The sequence below is a fragment of the Nitrosomonas cryotolerans ATCC 49181 genome, from assembly GCF_900143275.1.
GTDB lineage: Bacteria > Pseudomonadota > Gammaproteobacteria > Burkholderiales > Nitrosomonadaceae > Nitrosomonas > Nitrosomonas cryotolerans.
The window spans coordinates 2,556,413-2,580,106 of record NZ_FSRO01000001.1 but is presented as its reverse complement, the minus strand read 5'-3'; the positions used below and the strand labels follow the sequence as shown (position 1 = coordinate 2,580,106).

23 protein-coding genes and 1 pseudogene are annotated in these 23,694 nt (G+C 42.9%); 13 read left to right on the top strand and 11 right to left on the bottom strand.

Annotation, left to right across the window (positions count from 1 at the left end; all coding sequences use genetic code 11):
• The first annotated feature begins 1 nt into the window (after position 1).
• Entirely contained in the window at positions 2-781 is a 780-nt protein-coding gene (gene xth / locus BUQ89_RS11515) for an exodeoxyribonuclease III (RefSeq protein ID WP_028462199.1), read from the top strand.
• Positions 782-799: 18 nt separating this feature from the next.
• Here the strand turns inward: xth and BUQ89_RS11510 are convergent, their stop codons facing one another.
• The 3 genes from BUQ89_RS11510 to glnA all read right to left on the bottom strand — a co-directional run bounded on the left by BUQ89_RS11510 (position 800) and on the right by glnA (position 3,296).
• Positions 800-1,246, bottom strand: coding sequence for a DUF4124 domain-containing protein (locus BUQ89_RS11510; RefSeq protein WP_051537667.1), 447 nt, complete (start codon positions 1,244-1,246; stop codon positions 800-802).
• A gap of 33 nt (positions 1,247-1,279) precedes the next feature.
• Entirely contained in the window at positions 1,280-1,753 is a 474-nt protein-coding gene (locus BUQ89_RS11505; protein ID WP_036573690.1) for a DUF4124 domain-containing protein, read from the bottom strand.
• Between the two features lie 133 nt (positions 1,754-1,886).
• Positions 1,887-3,296, bottom strand: a complete 1,410-nt coding sequence (glnA, locus tag BUQ89_RS11500; protein WP_028462201.1) for a type I glutamate--ammonia ligase — start codon at positions 3,294-3,296, stop codon at positions 1,887-1,889.
• A 260-nt stretch (positions 3,297-3,556) separates the two neighbouring features.
• Between glnA and BUQ89_RS11495 the strand changes: the two genes are divergently transcribed.
• From BUQ89_RS11495 to BUQ89_RS11480, 4 genes are all read left to right on the top strand, one after another.
• Positions 3,557-4,987 carry an SLC13 family permease gene (locus BUQ89_RS11495; RefSeq protein ID WP_051537669.1) on the top strand — a complete coding sequence of 477 codons (1,431 nt, stop codon included), beginning with the start codon at positions 3,557-3,559 and terminating at the stop codon, positions 4,985-4,987.
• A 551-nt stretch (positions 4,988-5,538) separates the two neighbouring features.
• Positions 5,539-6,750: a porin gene (locus tag BUQ89_RS11490; protein WP_028462203.1), complete on the top strand. Its 1,212-nt coding sequence runs from the start codon at positions 5,539-5,541 to the stop codon at positions 6,748-6,750.
• Between the two features lie 202 nt (positions 6,751-6,952).
• Positions 6,953-7,339, top strand: a complete 387-nt coding sequence (locus BUQ89_RS11485; RefSeq protein WP_074202612.1) for an ATP synthase subunit I — start codon at positions 6,953-6,955, stop codon at positions 7,337-7,339.
• A gap of 358 nt (positions 7,340-7,697) precedes the next feature.
• Entirely contained in the window at positions 7,698-8,129 is a 432-nt protein-coding gene (locus tag BUQ89_RS11480; RefSeq protein WP_051537673.1) for a hypothetical protein, read from the top strand.
• 12 nt (positions 8,130-8,141) lie between these two features.
• Here the strand turns inward: BUQ89_RS11480 and uvrA are convergent, their stop codons facing one another.
• On the bottom strand, positions 8,142-10,976 hold the full coding sequence (gene uvrA / locus BUQ89_RS11475) for an excinuclease ABC subunit UvrA (protein WP_028462204.1): 2,835 nt from the start codon (positions 10,974-10,976) through the stop codon (positions 8,142-8,144).
• Between the two features lie 93 nt (positions 10,977-11,069).
• On the opposite strand from uvrA, the gene BUQ89_RS11470 reads away from it, so the two are divergent.
• A complete protein-coding gene (locus BUQ89_RS11470; protein ID WP_036573701.1) occupies positions 11,070-12,428 on the top strand; it encodes an MFS transporter in 1,359 nt (452 codons plus the stop codon).
• Positions 12,429-12,878 carry a single-stranded DNA-binding protein gene (gene ssb, locus BUQ89_RS11465; RefSeq protein WP_028462206.1) on the top strand — a complete coding sequence of 150 codons (450 nt, stop codon included), beginning with the start codon at positions 12,429-12,431 and terminating at the stop codon, positions 12,876-12,878.
• A gap of 430 nt (positions 12,879-13,308) precedes the next feature.
• Here the strand turns inward: ssb and BUQ89_RS11455 are convergent, their stop codons facing one another.
• The gene (locus BUQ89_RS11455; RefSeq protein ID WP_074202611.1) at positions 13,309-14,304 is read right to left on the bottom strand and encodes an IS30 family transposase; all 996 of its coding nucleotides are present in this window, start codon (positions 14,302-14,304) and stop codon (positions 13,309-13,311) included.
• A 107-nt stretch (positions 14,305-14,411) separates the two neighbouring features.
• Between BUQ89_RS11455 and BUQ89_RS14665 the strand changes: the two genes are divergently transcribed.
• The gene (locus tag BUQ89_RS14665; RefSeq protein WP_143772771.1) at positions 14,412-14,552 is read left to right on the top strand and encodes a hypothetical protein; all 141 of its coding nucleotides are present in this window, start codon (positions 14,412-14,414) and stop codon (positions 14,550-14,552) included.
• Positions 14,553-14,742: 190 nt separating this feature from the next.
• The gene (locus BUQ89_RS11445) at positions 14,743-17,133 is read left to right on the top strand and encodes a phosphoketolase family protein (protein ID WP_036573693.1); all 2,391 of its coding nucleotides are present in this window, start codon (positions 14,743-14,745) and stop codon (positions 17,131-17,133) included.
• A 378-nt stretch (positions 17,134-17,511) separates the two neighbouring features.
• Here BUQ89_RS11445 and BUQ89_RS13300 read toward each other — a convergent pair whose 3' ends face one another.
• Together BUQ89_RS13300 and BUQ89_RS13295 are read right to left on the bottom strand one after the other, a co-directional pair.
• On the bottom strand, positions 17,512-18,057 hold the full coding sequence (locus BUQ89_RS13300) for an IS3 family transposase (protein WP_083605156.1): 546 nt from the start codon (positions 18,055-18,057) through the stop codon (positions 17,512-17,514).
• A 44-nt stretch (positions 18,058-18,101) separates the two neighbouring features.
• Positions 18,102-18,434 carry a hypothetical protein gene (locus BUQ89_RS13295; RefSeq protein WP_083605155.1) on the bottom strand — a complete coding sequence of 111 codons (333 nt, stop codon included), beginning with the start codon at positions 18,432-18,434 and terminating at the stop codon, positions 18,102-18,104.
• A 186-nt stretch (positions 18,435-18,620) separates the two neighbouring features.
• Here BUQ89_RS13295 and BUQ89_RS11435 point away from each other — a divergent pair, with 186 nt between their 5' ends.
• Positions 18,621-19,694 carry an IS5 family transposase gene (locus BUQ89_RS11435; RefSeq protein WP_083399491.1) on the top strand — a complete coding sequence of 358 codons (1,074 nt, stop codon included), beginning with the start codon at positions 18,621-18,623 and terminating at the stop codon, positions 19,692-19,694.
• Positions 19,695-19,762: 68 nt separating this feature from the next.
• On the opposite strand, the gene BUQ89_RS11430 is transcribed toward BUQ89_RS11435, so the two are convergent.
• On the bottom strand, positions 19,763-20,017 hold the full coding sequence (locus BUQ89_RS11430) for a helix-turn-helix domain-containing protein (RefSeq protein ID WP_028460791.1): 255 nt from the start codon (positions 20,015-20,017) through the stop codon (positions 19,763-19,765).
• A gap of 90 nt (positions 20,018-20,107) precedes the next feature.
• On the opposite strand from BUQ89_RS11430, the gene BUQ89_RS14415 reads away from it, so the two are divergent.
• Together BUQ89_RS14415 and BUQ89_RS14660 are read left to right on the top strand one after the other, a co-directional pair.
• Positions 20,108-20,239, top strand: a complete 132-nt coding sequence (locus tag BUQ89_RS14415) for a hypothetical protein (protein ID WP_256205413.1) — start codon at positions 20,108-20,110, stop codon at positions 20,237-20,239.
• The gene (locus BUQ89_RS14660; RefSeq protein ID WP_051537496.1) at positions 20,184-20,420 is read left to right on the top strand and encodes a DDE-type integrase/transposase/recombinase; all 237 of its coding nucleotides are present in this window, start codon (positions 20,184-20,186) and stop codon (positions 20,418-20,420) included. The genes BUQ89_RS14415 and BUQ89_RS14660 overlap by 56 nt, the downstream gene beginning before the upstream one ends.
• Before the next feature lie 209 nt (positions 20,421-20,629).
• Here the strand turns inward: BUQ89_RS14660 and BUQ89_RS11420 are convergent, their stop codons facing one another.
• Positions 20,630-20,812 (bottom strand): hypothetical protein, encoded by a 183-nt coding sequence (locus BUQ89_RS11420; RefSeq protein WP_028460789.1) that lies wholly within the window; start codon positions 20,810-20,812, stop codon positions 20,630-20,632.
• A gap of 321 nt (positions 20,813-21,133) precedes the next feature.
• Here BUQ89_RS11420 and BUQ89_RS11415 point away from each other — a divergent pair.
• Positions 21,134-21,741 (top strand): annotated as a pseudogene (locus BUQ89_RS11415) (transposase).
• Positions 21,742-21,863: 122 nt separating this feature from the next.
• On the opposite strand, the gene BUQ89_RS11410 reads toward BUQ89_RS11415, so the two are convergent.
• On the bottom strand, positions 21,864-22,847 hold the full coding sequence (locus tag BUQ89_RS11410; protein WP_028460787.1) for a multicopper oxidase domain-containing protein: 984 nt from the start codon (positions 22,845-22,847) through the stop codon (positions 21,864-21,866).
• 73 nt (positions 22,848-22,920) lie between these two features.
• Positions 22,921-23,649, bottom strand: a complete 729-nt coding sequence (locus BUQ89_RS11405) for a DUF2325 domain-containing protein (RefSeq protein ID WP_074202609.1) — start codon at positions 23,647-23,649, stop codon at positions 22,921-22,923.
• Positions 23,650-23,694 lie beyond the last annotated feature (45 nt).

Genomic DNA, 23,694 nt, shown 5'->3' with positions numbered 1-23,694 from the left:
TATGAAACTCGCTACATGGAATGTTAATTCACTAAAAGTTCGGTTGCCACAGGTACTTGATTGGTTGGGTGCCCACCAACCTGATGTATTGTGCTTGCAAGAGACTAAGCTACAGGATGAAAATTTTCCACGAGATGAAATTGAAGCTGCGGGATATCAATCAGTGTATGTGGGGCAAAAAACTTATAATGGCGTTGCAATATTGAGCAAGCAGACAGGTAGTGAAGTTGTTACCACTATACCTGGTTTTGATGATGCGCAAAAAAGGATGATAGCTGCAACCTATGGTGATATACGAATAATCTGTGTTTACGTTCCTAATGGCGAAAACGTTGAGTCGGATAAATATCAATATAAGTTGAAATGGTTACCTGCTCTGACCCAATGGCTGCAGAATGAGGTACTTCATTATCCAAGGCTGGCATTGCTGGGAGATTTTAATATCGCGCCGGATAATCGGGATGTATATGATCCGGAAGCGTGGGCAGGACAGGTGTTATGTAGTCAACCGGAACGTGATGCTTTTTATAAATTGTTGAGTCTGGGACTCGTTGATAGCTTTCGTTTATTTGATCAGCCTGAGAAATCATATACATGGTGGGATTATCGTATGATGGCATTCCGCCGTAATCGGGGAATGCGAATAGATCACATTATATTAAGTAACGAACTCGCTCGTATTAGTACTGCATGCTTGATTGATAAGGCTGTACGGAAACTGGATCGTCCATCAGATCATGCGCCAGTAATCGTGGAATTATCAAAAGAATTAGAGTATTAAAATAATACGCTCTAATATTTATTGAGAACTGGATGAATGCTGAAGTTCTTCATCGAACTTTTTTAGATTCTCTTCACGCATACTAATTTCTTCTTTGAGTCGCGTCACCCTATCAAGATATCGCTGGTAATTTCTTTCGCTACCTAAACGATCGGGCATTCCATTATTGTATTCTCGTTTTATTTCTTCTAAGCGACTACTCTCATTAGAAATTTTATCTTCAATCGCTTTACGTTGTTCTTCAGATCTGGATAATTCTGTTCTTCTTTTTATTCTCGAATCTACATCTCCCGAGTCGATGGCTGGAACAACAACGATTGGGGGCAGATTGATTTCTTTTGCATTTTCTGAGCGAATATTTGAATAAGTAATATTACCCTGCTCATCGACTTGCTTATAGATTTCAGATAATGCCGAGCAAGAAAGGGTAGCTAACGTGATGAATACTATGCTGTTGATTCTCATGGGCCACTACTATTTAAATCTTTAACAAAAACCTTATAAATGGGCAAGTTCCTTTTTCAGCGCTTTTACATTTCTCTCGTGTGCTAATATTTTGTCCTTTATTGTCTGTATTCTTTTTTTATATTCGATTGTTTCATACTGAGATTGGTTTATGTTAGTTTCAGAAAATGCAGGATAGTTTCTGATTTCGGATAGCATTCTTTGAGTGTCAGCTAGCAGTTTTGTTTCGATAGCGAGTTCATTTTCCAGAATTTTCCGGCGCTTAGAGTCTCGCTTTTTTTGTGTGTCCGTACTCACCCTGGGAAAGTTCACCGATATTCTTGTTTTTTTAGAGTTGGAGGTAGGGGAGGATGGAGAAACCAGGAGTTTTTCTCCATCTTTTATTGACGTGTTAGAGTATGTGATGTGTCCATTCTCATCAATATGTTTGTAGATTTCGGCGTGAGCATAGGTCATGGGAACAAGACAATATACTAATAAAATTAAAATCAGGTTTCTCTCCCCCATGCTATCTGACTAATATATTTTATAAGATATAAATTCTGGCTGCTTTTGTCGAAGTGAAGATTTGAACGGAAAGTAATTCTATCAATCAATTTTAGCTGAAAAAATAAAGTAAAAGCCAGTAATCTGATGCTATTTAAAGACTGTAATACATATCAAACTCAACTGGATGGGTGGTGGTGCGTAACAGAGTGACTTCTTCCATTTTTAAATCAATGAATGCATCGATCATATCATTGGAAAATACACTGCCTCGGATTAAGAAATCGCGATCTTTATCTAGGCTTTCCAAAGCTTCTTCTAATGATGCACAAGAGTTTGGAATTTTTGCTGCTTCTTCGGGCGGTAGATCATATAGATTCTTATCCATGGGATCACCTGGGTGTATCTTGTTCTGGATTCCGTCTAATCCGGCCATCATGAGCGCCGTGAATGCAAGATAAGGGTTGGCCATAGGATCTGGAAAACGCACCTCAACTCGCCGTCCTTTAGGGTTATTAGTATGAGGAATACGAATAGCTGCAGAACGATTACTCGCTGAATAAGCCAGATTGACGGGTGCTTCAAATCCAGCAACTAACCGTTTATAAGAGTTAGTGCCGGGATTGGCGATAGCATTTAAAGCTTTAGCATGTTTAATGATACCGCCAATATAGAACAATGCCATTTCAGACAGACCGGCATAACTGTTGCCTGAAAACAAATTTCTGCCATCTTTCCATATTGATTGGTGTACATGCATCCCTGATCCATTATCGCCAACGATAGGTTTGGGCATAAAAGTCGCTGTTTTTCCATATGAATGAGCAACATTATGTATTACATACTTGAGTACTTGATTCCAGTCTGCACGTTTTACTAAGCTATTAAAACGAGTTCCGATTTCACATTGGCCAGCTGTCGCTACCTCATGATGATGCACCTCAACACCGATCCCCATTTCTTCTAAAGTGAGGCACATGGCAGAACGAATATTTTGCAGAGAATCAACCGGTGGAACCGGGAAATAACCGCCTTTTATAGCAGGCCTATGACCGATATTTCCACTCTCATACTTAATAACCGAGCTCCAGGCTGCTTCTTCGGATTCGATTTTTACAGAACAGCCGGACATATCTGTATGCCAATAAACTGAATCAAAAATAAAAAATTCAAGTTCAGGGCCAAAATATGCGATGTCACCAATACCGGTTGACTTGAGGTATGTTTCGCCCCGCTTGGCGAGTGAACGGGGATCACGACTGTAGCCTTTACCATCAGAAGGCTCAACGACATCACAAGTGATGAGTAATGTTGCCTCATCCATAAATGGATCCATTTTTGCGGTATCAGGATCGGGCATAAGCAGCATGTCAGATGCCTGAATACTCTTCCAGCCCGCAATGGATGAGCCGTCGAAAGGATGGCCATCTTCAAATTTGTCTGCATCAAGAGCATGGGCAGGAACTGTTACATGCTGTTCTTTCCCATTAGTATCCGTAAAACGTAGATCAACAAACTTTACTTCATTGTCTTGAATCATTTCCAAAACATCAGTTACCACCATTTCTTTCTCCAGACTATGATTGCAAATTTTATAAGCAAAATAAAAAGTATGACCCGGTTAAATTATATCAATACATAACGGTTTCATTGCTTGAAACAAGCTATATGGAATTGATTAGACTAATTTGATTGTGTCATTAGCATACTGACATTTTACTGTACTATCGTTGAATAAGTTTAGTTGATTCCTGAAATAATGGGATCATGTTTAACATTTAATTTGATTAGCATTATGCTAAGAGATGCGGAGACATACAGTTTATGTCAAAGAAGATTGGCCTATTTGCTGGCCTCAGTTTTTTATTGATAACAATTTTATTTCCAGCTCCAGTCGGCATGCCGGTTTCGGCTTGGCATACAGCAGGTATCGCGTTTTTGCTGGCCGTTTGGTGGGCAACAGAGGTTTTGCCAATTCCAGTGACATCATTATTGCCTATTTTGTTGTTTCCTGCATTAGATATTATGACAATTGAGGATAGTACCGCGCCATATGCAGCCCCGACGATTTTTTTGCTGCTGGGCGGATTTATTATTGCAACGGGGCTTTCACGATGGAATTTACACCGCAGGCTTGCTCTAAACATTCTGGTGCGCGTAAAAGAAAGTCCAACCATGCTTATTGCTGGCTTTATGGGTACAACTGCGCTGATTTCCATGTGGATCAGTAATACAGCTAGTGCCATTATGATGATCCCGATTGCAATGTCTTTAGTGAATGAAATTTTTAAAGATGATACCAAGAGAAATCAGGATTTTATTCTGTGCTTAATTCTAGGTATTGCTTATTCCGCCAGCATTGGTGGTCTTGGAACGATTATCGGCACACCACCAAACTTATTTGTGGTTAGCTTTATGAAGCAAACATACGGCATCGAGATTAGTTTTGCTGACTGGATGATGTTTGGTATCCCGGTTGTTGTAATTATGGTAGGCCTTGCGTGGTGGGTGCTAACAAAATGGGCTTGCCCTTTTGACTCAAGAAATGTTCATATCTCAAAGTATCTGATTTTGGATGAGCTAAAGAAAATAGGGAAGCTGACTCAAGCTGAGAAACGTATTACATTAGTGTTTCTGTTGGTTGCTATTGCCTGGATTATACGTGTTCCTGTTCAGCAAAATTTCTATATCTTATTATGGTTGAATGATGCGATGATTGCCGTTGGTGGTGCGGTATTGATGTTTATGATTCCATCAGGTCAGATACAAAAGAAACAAGCGGCATTGCTGGACTGGGAGAGTGCAAGCAAAATACCTTGGGGTGTTTTACTATTATTTGGTGGGGGACTCAGTCTTGCTGCGGCAATTAAAGATACCGGGCTTGCTATTTGGATAGGAGGGGGCTTATCGGGTTTTGCTGAATGGGAGCTAATATTAATAATGTTAGGACTGGTTACCCTGGTTATATTTCTGACAGAACTGACCAGCAATACGGCTACAACGGCAACATTACTACCGATTCTGGGTGCGTTTGCGGTTACATGTGGTATTGAGCCAATGCTATTGTTTGCACCCACAGCGCTTGCAGCAAGCTGTGCTTTCATGCTGCCTGTTGCAACTGCTCCCAATGCCGTTGTTTATTCAACGGGAAGTGTGACCATTGCTCAGATGGCTAGCGCCGGCTTTAAGCTAAACCTTGTTGCAATTGTGATTATAACCACATTATCCTATTTATTAATTCCTATATTATTTTAATAATCAGTTAGTTTCGAATTTGTTTTCCTTGAAGATGTACGGCTTTTGGATGATATTGTGGCGAATAGGAAATTGCTCTTCTTATGGGTGACAGGCGAGACGATCGCGCATATTACAAAGAGGAGGATTCTATTAAAGAAATCTGCGCCCTTTGATAATAAAAGGCGCGAAGAATTTTAATTCTAGGATAGAAAATGCTTGACGTTGTAAAGAGCAAAGTAATTAAAACAGTTATCTAACAATTATCACTGTTCGAGCAGTAGATTAACCATAAACGTAAAAAACATCTAGAAATTCTATATTGCGATGGGTAATAGCGCTATTTCCTGTCAAATTCAAATCGCTGTGATAACTTGTTGTACAAATACAACATAATTGTTGCTTACCTTGGAGAAATTGTTTGTTTCTCTTGCAGCACTCATCTGTGTTGGGCACAATCCACTCAAACCTCCCGATTCGGGAGGTCGGAACAGCGGGGTGCATTCCACCGGAGTGTAGATGGGCTAATATGACGACCCCCAGTCGTTTTAACATTAAAGGAGAACTTCCGTATGAAAAAGAATCTTATTTCGTTGGCAGTAGCCGGTGCACTCGCAACTCCGATGGTTGCGCTTGCACAGGATACGAATGTGACAATTTTTGGTAGTGTTCAAGCTGAATATAGCACGGTTGATATTGAAGGCCATTCCAGCCAGGCACTGATTGGTGATGATACCAATCGTTCAAGATGGGGACTGCATGTCATCGAGAATTTAGGCGGTGGTTTGAAAGCAAAGGCTCATATCGAATATGGTCTGAATACCGGAAGTGGTAATTTGGGTGTCGCGCGTGAACGTTGGGTTGCGCTTGCTAATGATGGTTGGGGTGAAGTGAAATTTGGACGTGTTCAATCGCCATTCAAGGATTTTGCAGGTGGTATGACAATTGACCCATTTGCTTATACCAGTTTGCAGGCGGGCGGTAGTGGCGGCACGATGTACTCACCGGCTAACGGTCTGGGTTCAGCTGCAAATGGCTTTGTGAACAGCGCTGGCCGTTATGATTCACCAACAGTAGAAGGTTTTGCTTTTTCAGCCCTGTTGATGCCAGGTGATGCAAATAAGTTAGATCCGACTTACTTAGGCCCTGGTGCTGCCAACCCACTTAATCCTGCCTTTAGTTCCGGCAGTACTAACAGTGGTGGCGAGGATGGTGAATGGGATTTCCAGATTGCTGCTAAGTATCAGGCTGAATTTGAAGGACACGGGTTTGATGTGTTTGGTGGTTATTCAAGAGATAACGTCAGTACTCGTCAGAGGGCTTTAATTGGTGGTGATATCGATGATGAAGAAGTATGGCGTGGTGGTGCTTCTTGGAGTTTTGAGAACTTCCGTTTAAGCGGGCAGTATGAAAATATTAACAATGCAGTGGGTGCTGCAACTTGTACCACAGCAGCTTCTTTAGGCTCTATAGGTGATGGCCGCGGTCAGTGTAATTCAGCAATGAACCTCAATGGTGATGGCGAGATCTGGTTTGCTGGTGCTGAATATACGCTGGGCAATACGACATTGGTTGCACAAGGTGGTATGACGCATGCGAAGAAAGTTTCTGGTTTTGCAGCTAGTAAAGATGCCAGAAGTTTCACGGTTGGTGCTATTCATCATCTGAGCAAACGTTCTAGTTTATTTGGTGGTTACCAACGAGTTGATGTGCGCGATAACACACCCGGTGTAAGTGATTCTGATCGTAATACCTATACTGTAGGGGTACGTCACAACTTCTAATCTGATTTAGATAAAAAAAGGCACCAATTGGTGCCTTTTTTTATGGATTAAAATAACTGGAACAAAGCGGATTCTATTTGCTTATTTTACATAGAATTGACCTAAACAGGCTTGTCACGTAGAGTTAATACGTTTAACTTTGTTAGAAAGAATTTTTCGTTCTAAATAAAACCAATATGATTTTAAGGGAGATCCAGTTGTTATGAGTATGAAAAAATGGACCGATGAAGAGCTTGCTTCAACGCGTGACAAGTTGGATGCATGGAATAGTCGGCACAGCAGTTCGGGCTGGGGACCTAAATTATGGTTATTGACTGCATTTTTAGGTGCCTTTGCTATTTCAACTGGGTTTGCCTTTATTTTTTTTGATGGGGTAACTGCACTGAGTATCATTCTAATGGTTCTTGGATCAGTGACTTGTTTTTCCTGGTATAAGAGTGAGAAACAACGTAAAGACAATATCACCTTCCTTGCTGAGATTAATAAAGAGATCGACCATCGCAGAAAACGCACCGAACCAAAATCGAAGACTAAGAATAACGAGGATACAAAGATAGATAAGAAAACCGAAAATGAATCATCTCAATAAATAAGCTGAATTCATTGAGATAATGTCGTGACAAGATAAAAATATGAGATGAAATGTTTGTAAAAAGATTTGCTATGGCACATCTTAGAAATGATATTTAAGACAAAATATGAAATTGCTAGAGCCGTATTTGTCTGGATAAACGGGTAACTGGGGCGGTGTAGTAAAAAAATGGTCCTTTATTTGCAAATGTTATTCTGAATTTTGCATACAGGTGTGATGTAACGTGATTGCGCCCAGAGAAAACCGCAATATCTAATAACGAAAGTATGGCGAATTCTTACATATTAAGCTATTTGGATAGGTATTCTGTGACTGCGTTAGTCAGAATAGCCAGGAATTTTATTGAAAAGGCATCATGCTTCATTTAGACCCTGAAGACGCCGCCCTTTTTAAAATTTTCTCTCAGTTTATATGGGTTCAGGGCGGACCCTTAGCACTCATTCTTGACGTAGAGGATGAAGTTTATACGAAACAGGGCATTACTTCATTAACATTAAGACACTTAGAAAAAATTGGCTTAGTAATCGTTGATCCAAAGGGTTATGTGAAGGGAAAATTTGGGAAACATACGCGCTTATTTTATAACGGCAAACCGACTAAGATAGAATTTCCGAATAAAGCGAATAATTATTTGAATCTAGGTTATGTTCTCCTGACTGATCCTGGAAAAAAACTAGTGATGACTTGTGGAACTTCCAGAAATCAAACGTTCTATGAATATGTGACCCGACAATGGTTTGAGCAAGGATTAATTTTGTCATCCATACAACTGAATACCTGTAAATAATAATAATTAATTTTATATTTTTACAGGAGGTGGATTGAGTATTGTATGCAAATAATGGCCGGTAAAACTTGCTTTGTTTGCAGCAACATCTTCTGGCGTACCCTCAGCTATTATCTGGCCCCCTCCATCGCCACCTTCAGGACCCAGATCTATGATCCAGTCGGCTGTTTTGATTACATCGAGATTATGCTCAATGACTACGACGGTATTCCCATGATCGCGCAACCGGTGTAAAACCTTTAATAATAGATCGATATCCTGAAAATGAAGTCCGGTAGTCGGTTCATCAAGAATATAAAGTGTACGCCCGGTATCACGTTTGGAAAGTTCTAGTGATAGTTTTACTCGTTGAGCTTCACCACCTGAAAGTGTTGTGGCTGATTGTCCCAAGGTAATGTAGCCCAGGCCGACATCCAATAGTGTTCGTAGCTTTCGTGCGATGACGGGTACTGGATTAAAAAAGTCGTATGCATTTTCTACGGTCATTCGTAGGACTTCGTTTATATTTTTACCTTTGTATAGAATTTCAAGCGTTTCACGATTATAACGCTTACCATGACAAACATCGCATGTTACATAGATATCCGGCAGAAAATGCATTTCTACTTTGATGACGCCATCTCCCTGACACGCTTCGCAGCGCCCGCCTTTAACATTGAATGAGAATCGGCCTGGCGCATAACCCCGTTCACGTGCCTGGGGTATACCGGCAAACAGTTCTCTGATGGGTGTAAATAAACCGGTATAGGTAGCAGGGTTGGAACGTGGTGTGCGGCCAATTGGACTTTGATCCATATTAATTACTTTATCAAAAAAATCCAATCCTGCAATATGCTGGTATGGTGCAGGTTCAGCATTACTGGCGTAAAGATGCCGTGATACAGCGCGATGAAGTGTCTCATTGATAAGGGTCGATTTACCGGAACCAGATACGCCTGTAATACAGACAAATAGCCCTATCGGTAGATTGAAGTGAATATTTTTTAGATTATTTCCCGATGCGTTATGAATGCTGAGCATGCGCTCGCTTTGGGGTTGGGTGCGTGTTTTGGGTGATACGATACTTAATTTACCAGAAAGGTATTTTCCGGTTAATGAGGCTTCATTTTCTCGAATGCTGTGAGGGCTGCCTTGGGCAACGACTAATCCGCCATGTTCACCGGCCCCGGGACCCATATCTACAATATAATCCGCTAGCTGTATCGCATCTTGATCATGTTCTACTACAATGACGCTGTTACCTTGATCACGCAGATCCTTAAGTGTGTCAAGCAGGCGTCCATTATCGCGCTGATGTAAACCGATAGAAGGCTCGTCCAGTACATACATTACTCCAGTTAATCCTGAACCAATTTGACTGGCGAGCCGTATACGTTGAGACTCACCTCCAGATAAGGTATCGGCAGAGCGGTCTAATGATAAATAATCGAGTCCGACGTTATTAAGAAATTGTAAACGACTGGAGATTTCCTTAACGATCCTATCCGCGATAGATTGCTTATGCCCGGATAGCTTTATTTCATCAAAAAATGATTTGGCTTGTTTTAAAGGTAATGCATTAATCGTATAAATAGCTTGCCCGCCAATCTGTACATGACGGGCTGCTCGACATAAGCGGGTACCTTTGCATTCTGGACAGGTCTGGGCATTCAGATATTTCGCGAGTTCTTCACGTACCGCCTGCGATTCCGTTTCTTTATAGCGTCGTGTCAGATTGGGGATAATGCCTTCAAAAGAATGCGTTTGTTGATATTTACGGTCCTTTTCATCAGGGTATGAAAAACGAATCTTCTCTTTACCGGATCCATTCAAAATAATATTCTGGATACTTTTTTCTAATTGCTCAAATGGCGTTTCCAGATTAAAGCCATAGTGTTCTGCAAGATTAGTTAAAATATGGAAATAGAATTGATTGCGTCGATCCCAGTTTTTGATTGCACCCGAAGCCAGTGATAAATGAGGAAAGGCAACGACACGTGCCGGATCAAAAAATGTGATTTGCCCCAGGCCATCACACTGATTGCACGCTCCTAATGGATTGTTAAAAGAAAATAACCGTGGCTCTAGTTCTGATAGTGAATAACTACAGACTGGGCAGCTGAATTTAGCAGAAAAAAGATGTTCATGGCCGCTATCCATTTCTACCGCCAGGGCACGTCCATTGGCATGGTGTAACGCGGTTTCAAATGATTCAGCCAGTCGTTGCTTGACATCCTGTGATATTTTTAATCGATCAATTACTACTTCCACTGTATGTTTTTTGGTTTTTTGCAGTTTGGGTAATGCATCGATTTCATATACAACATTATTGACACGTACACGAACAAATCCTTGTGCGCGTAATTCATCAAATAAAACCGCCTGTTCACCCTTACGCTCGACAATCAGTGGTGAGAGAATCATTAAGCGCGTATCGGCAGGTAACTGTAATACATGATCAACCATTTGAGAAACACTTTGTGCAGCCAAAGTAGTGCCATGTTCTGGGCAGTGTGGTTCGCCAACTCTGGCGAAGAGTAAACGCATGTAGTCATAGATTTCTGTAACCGTACCCACAGTGGATCGCGGATTGTGTGAGGTTGCTTTTTGCTCAATGGCAATGGCGGGGGAGAGCCCTTCGATCGAATCGATGTCTGGTTTTTCCATCAGCTGTAAGAATTGCCGAGCATATGCAGAAAGCGACTCGACATAACGTCGCTGACCTTCGGCATAGAGCGTGTCAAACGCAAGTGAAGACTTACCCGATCCAGATAGCCCCGTAATGACAACAAGCCGGTTACGCGGTAGATCAAGATTAATGTTTTTGAGGTTGTGGGTGCGTGCACCCCGAATTTTGATAAATTCCATTGGCTATCTATGTATGAGTCAACCTGCTAATATACCCAACTTTCCAGAAAACTCACAATTTGATTCATGTCTGCCTCATTATCCTCTGAAAAAATGTCTCCAACAGAATTACGCGCTACGGTTGGTTTGGCTGGTATTTATGGCTTGCGTATGTTTGGATTATTTATCATTTTGCCGGTATTTGCTTTCTATGCGGAGCATTTGCCCGGTGGCGATAACTTTACACTGATTGGTATTGCGTTAGGTGCGTATGGACTGACCCAGGCGATTTTACAAATCCCTTTTGGTTGGCTATCGGATCGTATTGGACGTAAACCCGTAATCTATCTGGGTTTGATTTTATTTGCCATCGGTAGTTTTACCGCGGCAATTGCTGTTGATATTTACTGGGTAATTTTAGGTCGCGTTATACAAGGAGCCGGTGCGATTTCAGCGGCAGTAATGGCGCTTGCGGCTGATCTTACTCGGGAAGAACATCGGACTAAAGCGATGGCTGTCATTGGTATGACTATTGGCACTACTTTTGCTGTTTCATTGATTGTTGCGCCGGCGTTAAATCAATTAATTGGCGTGTCAGGAATCTTTGCCATGACTGGTGCGCTGGCATTGTTAGCAATCATAGTTGTACACAAAATTATTCCTGATCCACTGATCAGTCGTTTTCATTCTGATACGGAAGCATCCGCATCGAAGTTCAAAAATGTATTGAGTAATATTGAATTATTACGTTTGAATTATGGTATTTTTGCATTACATGCAACACTCATGGCGTTATGGCTGGTTATGCCGTTATCGTTACGTCAGGCTGGATTAGAGGCGGATGATCATTGGCAACTCTATCTGCCCGTTCTGCTGATGTCTATGGTATTGATTATCCCAGCGATTATTTATGCTGAAAAGAAAGCTAAACTTAAAACAATATTTATTGCAGCAATAGCGTTATTACTGCTGGGGCAGATTTCACTGGCACTTACAGCCGATTCAATATGGGGTACAGCCATAGCGCTGCTGGTTTTCTTTACCGCCTTTAATCTATTAGAGGCGAGTTTACCATCGCTCATTTCCAAAATTGCACCGGTTGGTGCAAAGGGTACCGCGATTGGTGTCTATAGTAGTACCCAGTTTTTGGGTGCTTTTGTAGGGGCAACAGTAGGCGGTTATCTGTATGAGCATCATGGGAGCAACGTATTATATATATTTTGCGGACTTTTATTGTGCATATGGCTGATGTTTGCTGCGACTATGAAAGCGCCTGCTGCCGTACGTTCCAAAATGTATCATGTGAAGGAAATGGATGTTGGCAGAGCGAGTGGGTTATCTCGAGAACTGGCAGCATTGTCTGGCGTGTATGAAGCTTTGGTGCTGGCAAATGAACGAGTTGCCTATTTAAAAGTTGATTTAAAAGGTTTTGATGAAGAGAGCGTCGTTAAGCTACTAGGAGAAAACACATAAATGGCATCAGTCAATAAGGTCATACTCATTGGTAATTTGGGTAAAGATCCAGAAACCCGTTATATGCCAAGTGGCGAAGCCGTCACCAACATTACTTTGGCAACGACAGATATCTGGAAAGATAAAAATGGTGAAAAACAGGAAAAAACGGAATGGCACCGAGTTACATTCTATCGAAGACTGGCTGAGATTGCGGGCGAGTACTTAAAAAAAGGTCGCTCTGTCTATGTTGAAGGACGGCTAGAAACACGAAAGTGGACAGATAAGTCAGGAGTCGACCGCTATACTACCGAAATTATTGCCAGCGATATGAAAATGCTGGGTAGTAAATCAGATGGTGGTAATTTCAAACCAGCGGATAAAGAAAATGGCAGTACTGCTCCAAGTCAATCTGCTCATGGCAGGCAGGGAAGTGGGTTCGATGACCTGGATGATGATATTCCTTTTTAGGAATACATGATTTAAAAATTTGATTTATTCTCTGATAAGTCTACTGAAAACTCCGTATTACGGGGCTTTATTTGTTTTAAATGACTGTAAAAAGATTGTAGTTTAGTTTGTAGAGTTAGTGCAATATAAAAAGAGGCCTTTGCAAAACCTCGATAGTTGAAAAATTAGCCCTTTATAATCAATAGTAAAAAACTTCTGGCGAGGGCTTTTGCAAAAGTCTCTGGCTGGCATCGAACTCATGCGCATGATTCGCAAAGGTCAGATGATGATGGAAGGGGCTAAAAAATTATTTTTTTGCCGAACAATTTTACGCATTAGCAAGATAATTGTGTACCAATCCAGCTGTACATCCGATAAAGAAGACCGCTGCATAACTGTGTTTTTGAGTTTTTCTGATTACTTGCAGCATTGATAAATTAAATACGCAGATTCAATTTCGAAGTGCAACGCTTAACGGTGATTTGATGTAGCGAACCGTCTTTCCGAAGAATACCTCAAACGGGGTTCTGAATCCAAGCACTTTGCGTGATCTATGGTTGAGTCTATCCACCGCCCATTGCACTTGTTCTTGAATAGCCTCAACCAATTCCATTCCCTTGGGGAAATACTGTCGCAGTAGCCCATTACTGTTCTCATTCAAGCCACGCTCCCATGAATGGTAGGGATGGGCGAAATAAACATCCGCATTGAGTTCCGCCGCGATGGTTTGATGCTCCGCGAACTCTTTCCCATTGTCGAATGTCATGGTGTAGCACTTCCCTTTGTGAGGGCGCAGTAGCCGCGTTACTGCCGCCGTCACACCCGACGCATGTTTGTTGGGAACCTGGGCTGCCAGAATGTAGCGCGACTTCCTTTCGGCCAATGTGACCAATGCGCCTGGGTGGTTCTTGCCGATTACGGTGTCGCCCTCCCAGTCGCCTATGCGACTCTTCTGTTCCACGATCACCGGACGTTCGTCAATGCCAATCCGGTTCTTGATTGTGCCTCGGCGCTCTTGACCACTCGCGTAACGTTTCCTGCGCGGCTTCTGACAGCGCAAGTGCCGCCACAGGTCGCCACCACGGCGCTTATCTGTATAAATGTGCAAGTAGATCGATTCATGGCTGATTGGCAACCCGCCTTCCAGAGCAAGCCGCTGTGACGCTTGTTCCGGACTCATGTCCTGTCGAATCAATCGCTCAACTTCCGCCCACTCCAACAATGAGTGGCGCTGTGCATTGGCGTAATTCTTTCGACGTTCGTCCTGCAATTCCTGAGCCTGCTTGGGATGCCAACCACGTCGACCCTTGTTCCGTCTGAATTCCCGAGAAATCGTCGACTTGTGTACGCCCACTTCATCCGCAATTTGTGATTGGCTCAAACCTGCCTTCTTCAAGCCAGAAATCTGGTATCGTTGCTCTCTGGCGAGCTGCTTGTAGTGATTCATCTGTGCTCCTTTTACTTGGTCGTTTAAGTAGCTCCGATACTACCGCAGCTTGCCTATAAACTTCCTTACAAAAGTTGCACTTCAAAGTTGAATCCGCCCTTTATTTGATGAGAGAAAAGGGTATGGATATCGATGCCGTCACTGACATATTGAATTATAAGTCCGGTTTGCTGGGTGTTTCGGGTATCAGCGATGATATGCTCGAACTCTTGGTCGATGGACAACTCACATACTGTAGAAGTTATTGATTTATTTGTGTACTGTGCAGGCCGAAAATTGGGTTCATTGGTCGCAGCTCTGGGCGAATTAACCAGGACCATAGTTTGCATTGTTTGTTGGAGTACTTAGAAATATCCTTTTGATCGCTGTGCTTTTTCTTTAGGCCATAGAAGAGAAACTAGAGCCAGACTAATTTCAAATTGTAAGGAGCAATAATTGATGAAACCGGAAGCCCAATTAATTGACCAAGTGAGCCCTTTGTCTACTGAAGAGTTACGCAAAATCAACGCTTATTGGCGTGCGGCAAATTATTTATCCGTTGGTCAAATCTATCTATTGGATAATCCGCTATTAAAACAACCCTTAACGCTTGAACACATCAAACCAAGATTGCTCGGCCATTGGGGCACCACGCCGGGTCTGAATTTTATTTATGTGCACTGCAATCGTATTATCAAGGAACAAGATTTAAGCGTCATTTATATCACAGGCCCCGGTCACGGTGGCCCGGGCCTGGTGGCTAACACTTGGCTGGAAGGAACGTATAGCGAGGTCTATCCAGATGTGGCGCAAAATGAAGCGGGTATGAAAAAGTTATTTAAACAGTTTTCATTTCCCGGGGGTATCCCCAGTCATTGTGCGCCGGAAACACCGGGGTCAATTCATGAAGGTGGAGAACTTGGTTATTCTGTTGCACATGCCTATGGCGCTGTGTTTGACAACCCTGATCTGATTGCTTGCTGTGTAGTTGGCGATGGCGAGGCAGAAACCGGTCCGCTTGCTACCGCGTGGCATTCAAACAAGTTTTTAAACCCGATTCATGACGGCGCGGTACTGCCTGTTCTGCATTTGAATGGTTACAAAATTGCCAGCCCAACGGTGTTGGCGCGTTTAAGTCACGAGGAATTGGAGAGCCTGTTCATTGGTTATGGTTATAAACCTTATTTTGTTGAAGGATCAGATCCCGAGATCATGCACCAGCGTATGGCGGCCACGCTAGATATTATTATTGCAGAAATAAAAACTATTCAACGCGAAGCACGTAGGAACGGCGTTGCTGCCCGCCCGTGCTGGCCGATGATTATCCTGCGTAGCCCAAAAGGTTGGACCGGCCCTAAGAAAGTCGATGGCCAGAAAACGGAGGATTATTGGCGCTCGCACCAGGTGCCGTTCGCCGAGATGGCGACAAAACCGGAACACGTCAAGTTACTTGAACAATGGATGAAGCGTTACAAACCAGAAGAGCTATTCGACGAGAGCGGCGGACTGATACCGGAACTGCTGGAATTGGCGCCCAAAGGCGTGCGCCGAATGGGTGCTAACCCGCATGCTAACGGTGGTTTGTTGCTCAAGAATTTAAACATGCCGGATTTTCGTGATTATGCTGTCGAGGTATCCAAGCCTGGGCAGGTAATGGGTGAAGCGACCCGTGTAATGGGCACTTTGTTGCGGGATGTCATGCAGCTTAATGAGAACACCCGTAATTTTCGTGTTATGGGGCCGGACGAGACTAAATCCAATCGTCTCGGTGCTTTGCTCGAAGTAACTAATTTTACCTGGATGGCGGGAACACTACCAGAAGACGAACACCTTGCGCCAGATGGTCGCGTAATGGAAATTCTGAGCGAACACACCTGCCAAGGTTGGTTGGAAGGATATCTGCTTACCGGTCGTCATGGCTTGTTCTCTTGTTATGAGGCATTCATCCACATTGTTGATTCAATGTTTAATCAACATGCGAAGTGGCTTAAGGTGAGTAAAGAAATTCCCTGGCGTCAGCCCATCGCTTCATTAAATTATTTATTGACTTCCCATGTCTGGCGACAGGATCACAACGGTTTTTCACATCAGGACCCCGGTTTCATTGACCATGTTGTCAATAAGAAAGCTAATATCATTCGTGTTTACTTGCCACCCGATGCCAATACGTTGTTGGCTATTACTGATAAATGCTTGCGCAGCCGCGATTTTATCAATGTGATTGTCGCAGGTAAACAACCGCAGCTGCAGTGGCTAGATATGGATGCTGCGATTAAACATAGTATGGCAGGTATCGGCATTTGGGCGTGGGCGAGCAATGATCAAGACGCCGAACCGGATGTGGTGATGGCTTGTGCAGGCGATATCCCTACCCTAGAAACGCTGGCTGCGGTGGATTTATTGCGCCAGCATATTCCAGATATCAAAATACGCGTGATTAATGTCGTGAATTTGATGGCGATGCAACCACAGGAAGAGCACCCCCATGGCCTGTCAGGCAAGGATTTCGACGCCTTGTTTACCATCGACAAGCCGATTATTTTTGCTTACCACGGTTATCCTTGGTTGATCCATCGGTTGACTTACCGTCGCAACAACCACAAAAATTTACACGTGCGTGGATACAAAGAGGAAGGCACCACCACCACGCCATTCGATATGGTCGTACTCAACGATTTGGATCGTTTTCATTTGATCGGTGACGTGGTCGACCGGGTGCCAAGACTCAGCCGTGTCGGCGCATATGTAAAGCAGTTTGTCCGCGACAAGCTCGTTGAGCACCGCCAATACATCACTACCTACGGCGAAGATATGCCTGAAATCACCAATTGGAAATGGCCTTACTCATAATTTACAAGTGCTAACAAACATTTAACCCGTAAGGTGGGGGGTATAAATCGGTTCTGTCGCATTAAGCGAGGTCACCGATGCCTTGACTGTCAACATTGAAAAGATGATGAGGCTACATGCTGGTTGTAAAAGGAATGGGATTTCCGATTGAGGTAATTTTGGTCTGCATTCGCTGGTATGCGGCGTATCCGTTAAGTTGTCGGCACCTGGAATAAATGATGGAAGAGCGAGGTGTATCAGTGGATTATTCTACAGTGAGCCGTTGGGTGATCTGGTTTTTACCATTATTGGAAAATATTTTCAGAAAATATGAAGTGGCCTCCTTTAACTAGACAACCTGAAGATAAATTAAGCTCTAACATGGCTGGTTAATCAAGCTCAGGCAGCTTGAGGAATTGCATACTTCTGATAGTAAACTTCATCTGGTGTTAGATTATCAAGACTTTGATGAAAACGTTCTTGATTGTACCAGTTGAACCAAACATTTAAACTTTTTCTTACCTCCTTTAGGTTATTGAATTCCTGGGTATATAAATGTTCGTATTTGACTGTACGCCATAGTCGTTCAACAAAAATATTGTCATAGCAGCAGTCCTTGTCATCCATGCTGATCTGTATACCATTGGTTTTTAGTATTGATGTAAATGCCTCACTGGTAAGCCGCACACCTTGATCACTATTCATGATTTTCGGACAGCCATGATCCTGGATGGCAGCTTCCAAAGCCTGGACACAGAAGTCAGCGTCCAGTGTGTTGGATAAGCGCCAGCTCAGTACTTTACGCGAATACCAGTCCATAATAGCAACAAGATAGCCAAAACCTTTTTCCATCGGCACGTAAGTGATATCAGTCGCCCAAACTTGGCTGGGACGACTAATGGAGACTTTTGCAAAAGCCCTCGCCAGTAGTTTTTTACTATTCATTATAAAGGGTTAATCTTTCAACTATTGGGATTTTGCAAAGGTCTCTAATGGGTCTTACTTTTGAGCAGATAAGGATATTTCTTGTGCTGCTTGGCCGGAATACTGGTTTTGGGCTTTGGTGCTGTGCTAATAATGCCCAGCATCTTCATCATTGAAGTTGCTTTCTTGCGGCCTATCATCATCCTCTGGCGCCTGAACCACGTGGCATAACTGCGTGAACCATACTGTGGTGTTTTCAAATACTGCTCATCCATTTGACGCAACAAGATTAACTCACTCCCATCTGTGGGTTGTGGCTGATAATAATACGACGAGCGTGCAACACCCAGTAAATGGCATTGACGCGATTGACTTAGTTTCTCGTGGTGCTCGATCATTGTTTTGCGCTCAGCAACACTTAATGATCGAGCTTTCTGGCTAAAAAATCGCGTTCCACCGTCAATTGCCCAATCACGCGATGTAAATCGTCGGCACTATGACCATTCTAAGACCTTTGCACAACTCCCCCGTCAGCGCGATAACCGACTAAAATAGTGACAAGCAGAAGACATTTGGAGCAAGAGATGCAGATAAGTTTTGGAACACTGGAATTGGCACAGCGATTGAGACGAGACAGTGTGCTAATGAAGATTGATGTCCTGATTGACTGGCAGGAGTTACGTTCGAAGCTTACAGGTTTATACAAGCGCGAGTTATCGCATGGTGGAGGACGGGAACCATTTGATAGGTTAATGATGTTCAAGGCGATCCTGCTGGGACAGTGGCATAGTTTGTCGGATGCTGCGTTGGAGCAAGCACTGTATGTTCGGATTGATTTTCTACAATTTTGTGGTTTGTCCTTGTCGGATGCGATACCGGACGAAACCACCCTGTGTCGGTTTCGCAACCGATTGGTGTCCGGCGATCGGTTAGACGATCTGCTAGCCTCGATCAATGAACAGCTTCAATCACACGGATTGATGATCAAAGGCGCAATGGGAGCGGTAATTGATGCCACGCTGATTGAGTCAGCGGCACGCCCCAAAAAGGTTATCCTGCTTGAGGTGGATGCCGAAGGTAAGGCTGTTCAATTTGAGGATGGCAGCCAACCGGGAATCACTTTTATTGAAGAACAAAGCGCGGATCCGGATGCGACCTGGCTAAAAAAAGGCAAGAAGTCGCAATTTGGCTATCGCAGTTACCTGGTAGTGGATTCGCAAGACGGCTATGTGCGCGGAGTTCACACTGCCCCTGCCAACCAGAGCGAAATGATACATTTCGAAGCAGCTATCGAGGGTGCGCACATCGAGGCAAATCGGGTATATGCCGACAAAGGATCAGCCAGCAACGCCAATCGGCAGTTTCTAAAAAATCACAAAATCAAGAGCGCAATCATGCATCGTGCGTACAAGAACAAACCACTCTCGGCACGCCAGAAGCTGGCGAATAAATTGATCAGCAAAAAACGCTATATTGTTGAACAGTGTTTCGGCACGGCCAAACGTCTATTCGGGATGGGACGCGCCAGTTACTTCGGCACGGCGAAAGTCAACGCCCAAGTTATGCTGAAAAGCATCTGCATGAATTTAAAAAAAGCTGCCAACAAAATTTTCGTGGACAAGCCACCAAGGGGAGTAGTCCGTCTAAATGCCACATAAAGGGAGAAAACTTCCTTTAAAAGGAAGAAAAGCTTCACTTTCTGCCAAAATAACACGCATAACAAATGTCATTTGGACATTTCTCCCATTATCACAGCAAATTTACGCGGTTGTGCAGAGGTCTTATTCTTATTATTGGCGTCACTATTCTTGCCAAACAAATCACTGGCTTTTTCAATCAAATGACGTTTCCAGCTATTAATCTGCGTAGGATGGATATGATAACGAGCGGCTAGTTGTGGTACCGTTTCTTCTCCACGTATTGCTGCCAAGGCTATTTTGGCTTTGAATTCTGTTGAATATTGCATACGTTTCTTGCTCATGATTATGTCTCTCTATTTATTTCATATCAGAGCTTAACAATTTGTCCAGTTTTGCGGTACCACTTCACCAAACGCTTCTTTGACAAAGCTATGCAAGCCAATGGCGTTCCTGAAAAGATCAAGATGGATAAAAGTGATGCCAATAAAGCGGCGATTGGTGAGATCAATGTCAGCAAGGAGATGTCCATGGTGGTTCGTCAGTCAGGTAAAATATCTCGATAATATTGTGGAACAAGACTATCGAGTGTCGAAGCGAGTGACGAAACCAATGCTCGGATTCGAATCTTTTCAATCAGCTAGAAATATTCTAGCTAGCATCGAACTCATGTACATGATTCGCAAAGGTTGGGTGATGATTGATAAGATATCTTTTGCTGAGCAATTTTATGCATTGGCAGGATAAATCCGTCTAGTTATAAAGGGATGGCATGTCAATTTATCTGAAATATGCGTTTTGCGTTTAATACAACGGAACCCATTATTTTACTTTTCCGACCGAAATAAACTCCTGAGAAGAAACTGTTATCTATTATTTATATCAGCAGGCTGATTCTTATTTCAAGCGTGATTGCCTAGCAATTAATATATCCGATATTTAATCTTATTATTGTATTAAAATGTTCCCTTTGATTCTGAAATAACAGAATCCGGGTACTGAGGAGATGACATAAACTCAACACTATTTATACGTCCACCCACCGTTTCGGCTAAATGTCTGAACTCTGTTGCAAGAATATCCTGATGAACAATGAATATCTGCTTGGCACCAGATTTAAAGTTAACAATGATTCCCATAATGTCATTCCTGATTAATCCTGTTGATCTGAAAATTCAGTATCTGGATTGATTAATATTGGCTCTACCAAACCGGATATTGACTAGTTGTGGTCATTCATCGACAGTAGGAATTTAAACTTTAGGTATACTTGGGTTCATGCTAGATAGGCTGATTGTTTCTCAATCATTAAATAATGTAGTCACAAAATGAGGAGTATGAGATTCTTATAAAAATAAAAAATCTCATATAATACATTCACATCGTAGGCATGATGAGATTTTTGCAAAAGTCCTCGTAAAAAGCTTTCTACTATTGATTATAAAGAGTTAATTTTTCAGCTGCTGGGGTTTTGCAAAGGTCTCGATATATCAGACGAAGTATGGACGTCGTTTGAAACTTATTTGCCTGGCCACCAAGGTGTTTGGGGGGATAATCAGAGATAACCGCCAGTTCATTAATGTCGTTTTCTGGATTATGCGCACGGGCGCACCGTGGCGGAATTTGCCGTCGGATCATGGGAGTTGGAAGAGTACGCGCAGCCGTTCTATCCGTTGGTGCGGCAAGGGCATTTGGCTGTGGATGCGCATTGGTATGTCGGCCAGAGTTTTTATTACACAAGGCACCACAACAGCGGATTGCACGCGGGTTGATGGTATGATCAAAGGACTTGATGCGGAATTTGTTGGTGGATTGCGGTTATGACAGCAGTGCAATTATTAAACAGACAAGGAGGGAAGGCATGGAAATCGTAATCCCCTCAAAGAAGAGCCGTACAGCACGAAGGTCTTACGACAATGAGCGTTATAAATTACGACATCTTGTTGAAGATGCTTCCCTTAATCTCAAGAGATGGTGTGGCATTGCCACAGGATACGTCAAAAATATTGTTTCATTCCTCGTCGCTGTACAAGTCAGATGTATCACTCTCTGGGGAAGCATTTCATGACTAAGTTATCTAAAAAATAAAACAATAAGTGACACCTATCTCAGAGTGTTCCGGTATATGGCTATGGCTGAGGTCTTATAAGACATTTGGGTCAGAATCAACCCAATCCCGATCTGTATTGATTAGTCTGAATTGGTATTGACGTGCCAGCGTGTGGACATTCCTGCGATCATGTGATCATTGACATGGCAGTGAAATAACCAGTTGCCAGGTGAGCGGGGAGTCATGTCTACTGAAACCATACTGGCAGGCAGTACTTCAATGACATCGGTACGGTGTCCATGTTTAAGGACGGTCTGAGCGTGCCAGTGTACAGTATGATTATCGACTTCATTACCCAACGCGACGAGATGCCAGCGTACGCGTTCATTCAGATTGGTTTCGTAGCCTTTAAGATTGCCAAAAATACGACCGTTGATGGTGTGTTTAAGACCACTTTCTTCATCATTCTCTTCATTAAAGATCATAAACAGAGCAGTAAATTCCTGATCTATATCCTGAGGTTTAAGGTCGGAAGCAGAACGTGCGCGATCTTTTTGCGTAACAATGATGGTGCCGACTAAACCGAGGTTCATTTCCTCTTCGGCCATGACATGAGAATGATATAGCCAAACGATTGATGAAGGATCGTCGGGCCCCGGGCCTGCATCTTTGTCTACAACCCAAGTATAGGTATAACTTTCGCCGGGCGGTATGCTGGCACCTTTGCCCCCATCGGCTCCTTCGCTGTCCTTGTCATATAACACACCATGTGGATGCATAGAAAGTGCTCGATCTGTTTTGTTCAGAAAATGAACCTTTATGGTATCACCGACCACGGCCCGTAATTGAGGCCCTAGAATTCCCATCCATTCTGGTTGTGATACCGGCTGAGTATAAGTGCTATCCGTATAGCCAATATACCGGTACTTTGTGTATATGCGTGTTTGCCCCCAAACGCCCAATGTTTCATCGGGATTAATAAGATTTTTCTTTGAAGGTGCATAATCCCAGGATAATTTCTCTGCCGCAACCCAGTATTCTCTTGTGGCTGCTTCGAGTGGCAATGAGAAAAAGATCGCAATAGAAAAAATAGCCAGAATACGGCTGGCATGATGGAAATTCATTTTTTCTCCTATTCAATAGTTGCAACAATAATGATAAGCCGAATAGCTTATTAGGCCTCATAGGACTGAGAAATTAATGTTGGAGTTGGGATATTGAGTTTTCTGACAGAATGGGTTGTTTTGTAGCTATCATGGCTAGTATTTCTATTCCTTTGCGGAAAGTCGCTATTTCGGATCGCTCTAACAATGCACAAGGTTTTCCCGAATGTCTACAGTAATGTTGCACTGTGAGATAAGCGTCGTGATTAACGCAGTCAACAGGACAGATAACCATGTTGGTATAGGCTAATAGCTTGAATAATCGCTCTATATTGTCACTGGAATTTCCGTGAAAAGATAAAAAAATACCACCAGAAGTTTCGACTAAATAACGATATCGTGGGTACAGTGCAGCGCGTCCGCCTACGCATAAGACAGATTTTCCGGATAATCGCTGATGATGATCATATCCAGACGGATTCTGCTTGGAAATGTCATTATTTTTTATGTGTGTTGTTGCCTTGATCAGCGATAATGGACTTGTAACGGAGGCCGATTTTCTGGACGCCCTGTTTATTTCAGAGACTGGTTTTATAACATCATAGCGCTGTTTTCTGAATAGCCGGGGTATATGGGTGGAATCGAAGTGATTATGGCAATTGTCATTAAAGATAGTATGGTACAAATGACGGTACAGTCGATCTGCGCCACGCAGGCAAGCAGACAAGAGATTGTCTGTATGTGTTGTGTTGGGAAGGTGGATTAAGGAAACGATACTCAAAGGAGAAATCACACTTAAAGTTGATTTTTTCAGTATTCTCATAATCCAGGTCCCAACAAGTCAGCAATAAAAAAGTAGCTGGCTTGC

Bases quoted from the DNA above. Each gene is read 5' to 3' on its own strand.
- xth (WP_028462199.1), top strand. From the start codon at position 2: ATGAAACTCGCTACATGGAATGTTAATTCACTAAAAGTTCGGTTGCCA.
- BUQ89_RS11510 (WP_051537667.1), bottom strand. From the start codon at position 1,246: ATGAGAATCAACAGCATAGTATTCATCACGTTAGCTACCCTTTCTTGC.
- BUQ89_RS11505 (WP_036573690.1), bottom strand. From the start codon at position 1,753: ATGGGGGAGAGAAACCTGATTTTAATTTTATTAGTATATTGTCTTGTT.
- glnA (WP_028462201.1), bottom strand. From the start codon at position 3,296: ATGGTGGTAACTGATGTTTTGGAAATGATTCAAGACAATGAAGTAAAG.
- BUQ89_RS11495 (WP_051537669.1), top strand. From the start codon at position 3,557: ATGTCAAAGAAGATTGGCCTATTTGCTGGCCTCAGTTTTTTATTGATA.
- BUQ89_RS11490 (WP_028462203.1), top strand. From the start codon at position 5,539: ATGAAAAAGAATCTTATTTCGTTGGCAGTAGCCGGTGCACTCGCAACT.
- BUQ89_RS11485 (WP_074202612.1), top strand. From the start codon at position 6,953: ATGAGTATGAAAAAATGGACCGATGAAGAGCTTGCTTCAACGCGTGAC.
- BUQ89_RS11480 (WP_051537673.1), top strand. From the start codon at position 7,698: ATGCTTCATTTAGACCCTGAAGACGCCGCCCTTTTTAAAATTTTCTCT.
- uvrA (WP_028462204.1), bottom strand. From the start codon at position 10,976: ATGGAATTTATCAAAATTCGGGGTGCACGCACCCACAACCTCAAAAAC.
- BUQ89_RS11470 (WP_036573701.1), top strand. From the start codon at position 11,070: ATGTCTCCAACAGAATTACGCGCTACGGTTGGTTTGGCTGGTATTTAT.
- ssb (WP_028462206.1), top strand. From the start codon at position 12,429: ATGGCATCAGTCAATAAGGTCATACTCATTGGTAATTTGGGTAAAGAT.
- BUQ89_RS11455 (WP_074202611.1), bottom strand. From the start codon at position 14,304: ATGAATCACTACAAGCAGCTCGCCAGAGAGCAACGATACCAGATTTCT.
- BUQ89_RS14665 (WP_143772771.1), top strand. From the start codon at position 14,412: ATGAGAGAAAAGGGTATGGATATCGATGCCGTCACTGACATATTGAAT.
- BUQ89_RS11445 (WP_036573693.1), top strand. From the start codon at position 14,743: ATGAAACCGGAAGCCCAATTAATTGACCAAGTGAGCCCTTTGTCTACT.
- BUQ89_RS13300 (WP_083605156.1), bottom strand. From the start codon at position 18,057: ATGAATAGTAAAAAACTACTGGCGAGGGCTTTTGCAAAAGTCTCCATT.
- BUQ89_RS13295 (WP_083605155.1), bottom strand. From the start codon at position 18,434: ATGATCGAGCACCACGAGAAACTAAGTCAATCGCGTCAATGCCATTTA.
- BUQ89_RS11435 (WP_083399491.1), top strand. From the start codon at position 18,621: ATGCAGATAAGTTTTGGAACACTGGAATTGGCACAGCGATTGAGACGA.
- BUQ89_RS11430 (WP_028460791.1), bottom strand. From the start codon at position 20,017: ATGAGCAAGAAACGTATGCAATATTCAACAGAATTCAAAGCCAAAATA.
- BUQ89_RS14415 (WP_256205413.1), top strand. From the start codon at position 20,108: ATGCAAGCCAATGGCGTTCCTGAAAAGATCAAGATGGATAAAAGTGAT.
- BUQ89_RS14660 (WP_051537496.1), top strand. From the start codon at position 20,184: ATGTCAGCAAGGAGATGTCCATGGTGGTTCGTCAGTCAGGTAAAATAT.
- BUQ89_RS11420 (WP_028460789.1), bottom strand. From the start codon at position 20,812: ATGGGAATCATTGTTAACTTTAAATCTGGTGCCAAGCAGATATTCATT.
- BUQ89_RS11410 (WP_028460787.1), bottom strand. From the start codon at position 22,847: ATGAATTTCCATCATGCCAGCCGTATTCTGGCTATTTTTTCTATTGCG.
- BUQ89_RS11405 (WP_074202609.1), bottom strand. From the start codon at position 23,649: ATGAGAATACTGAAAAAATCAACTTTAAGTGTGATTTCTCCTTTGAGT.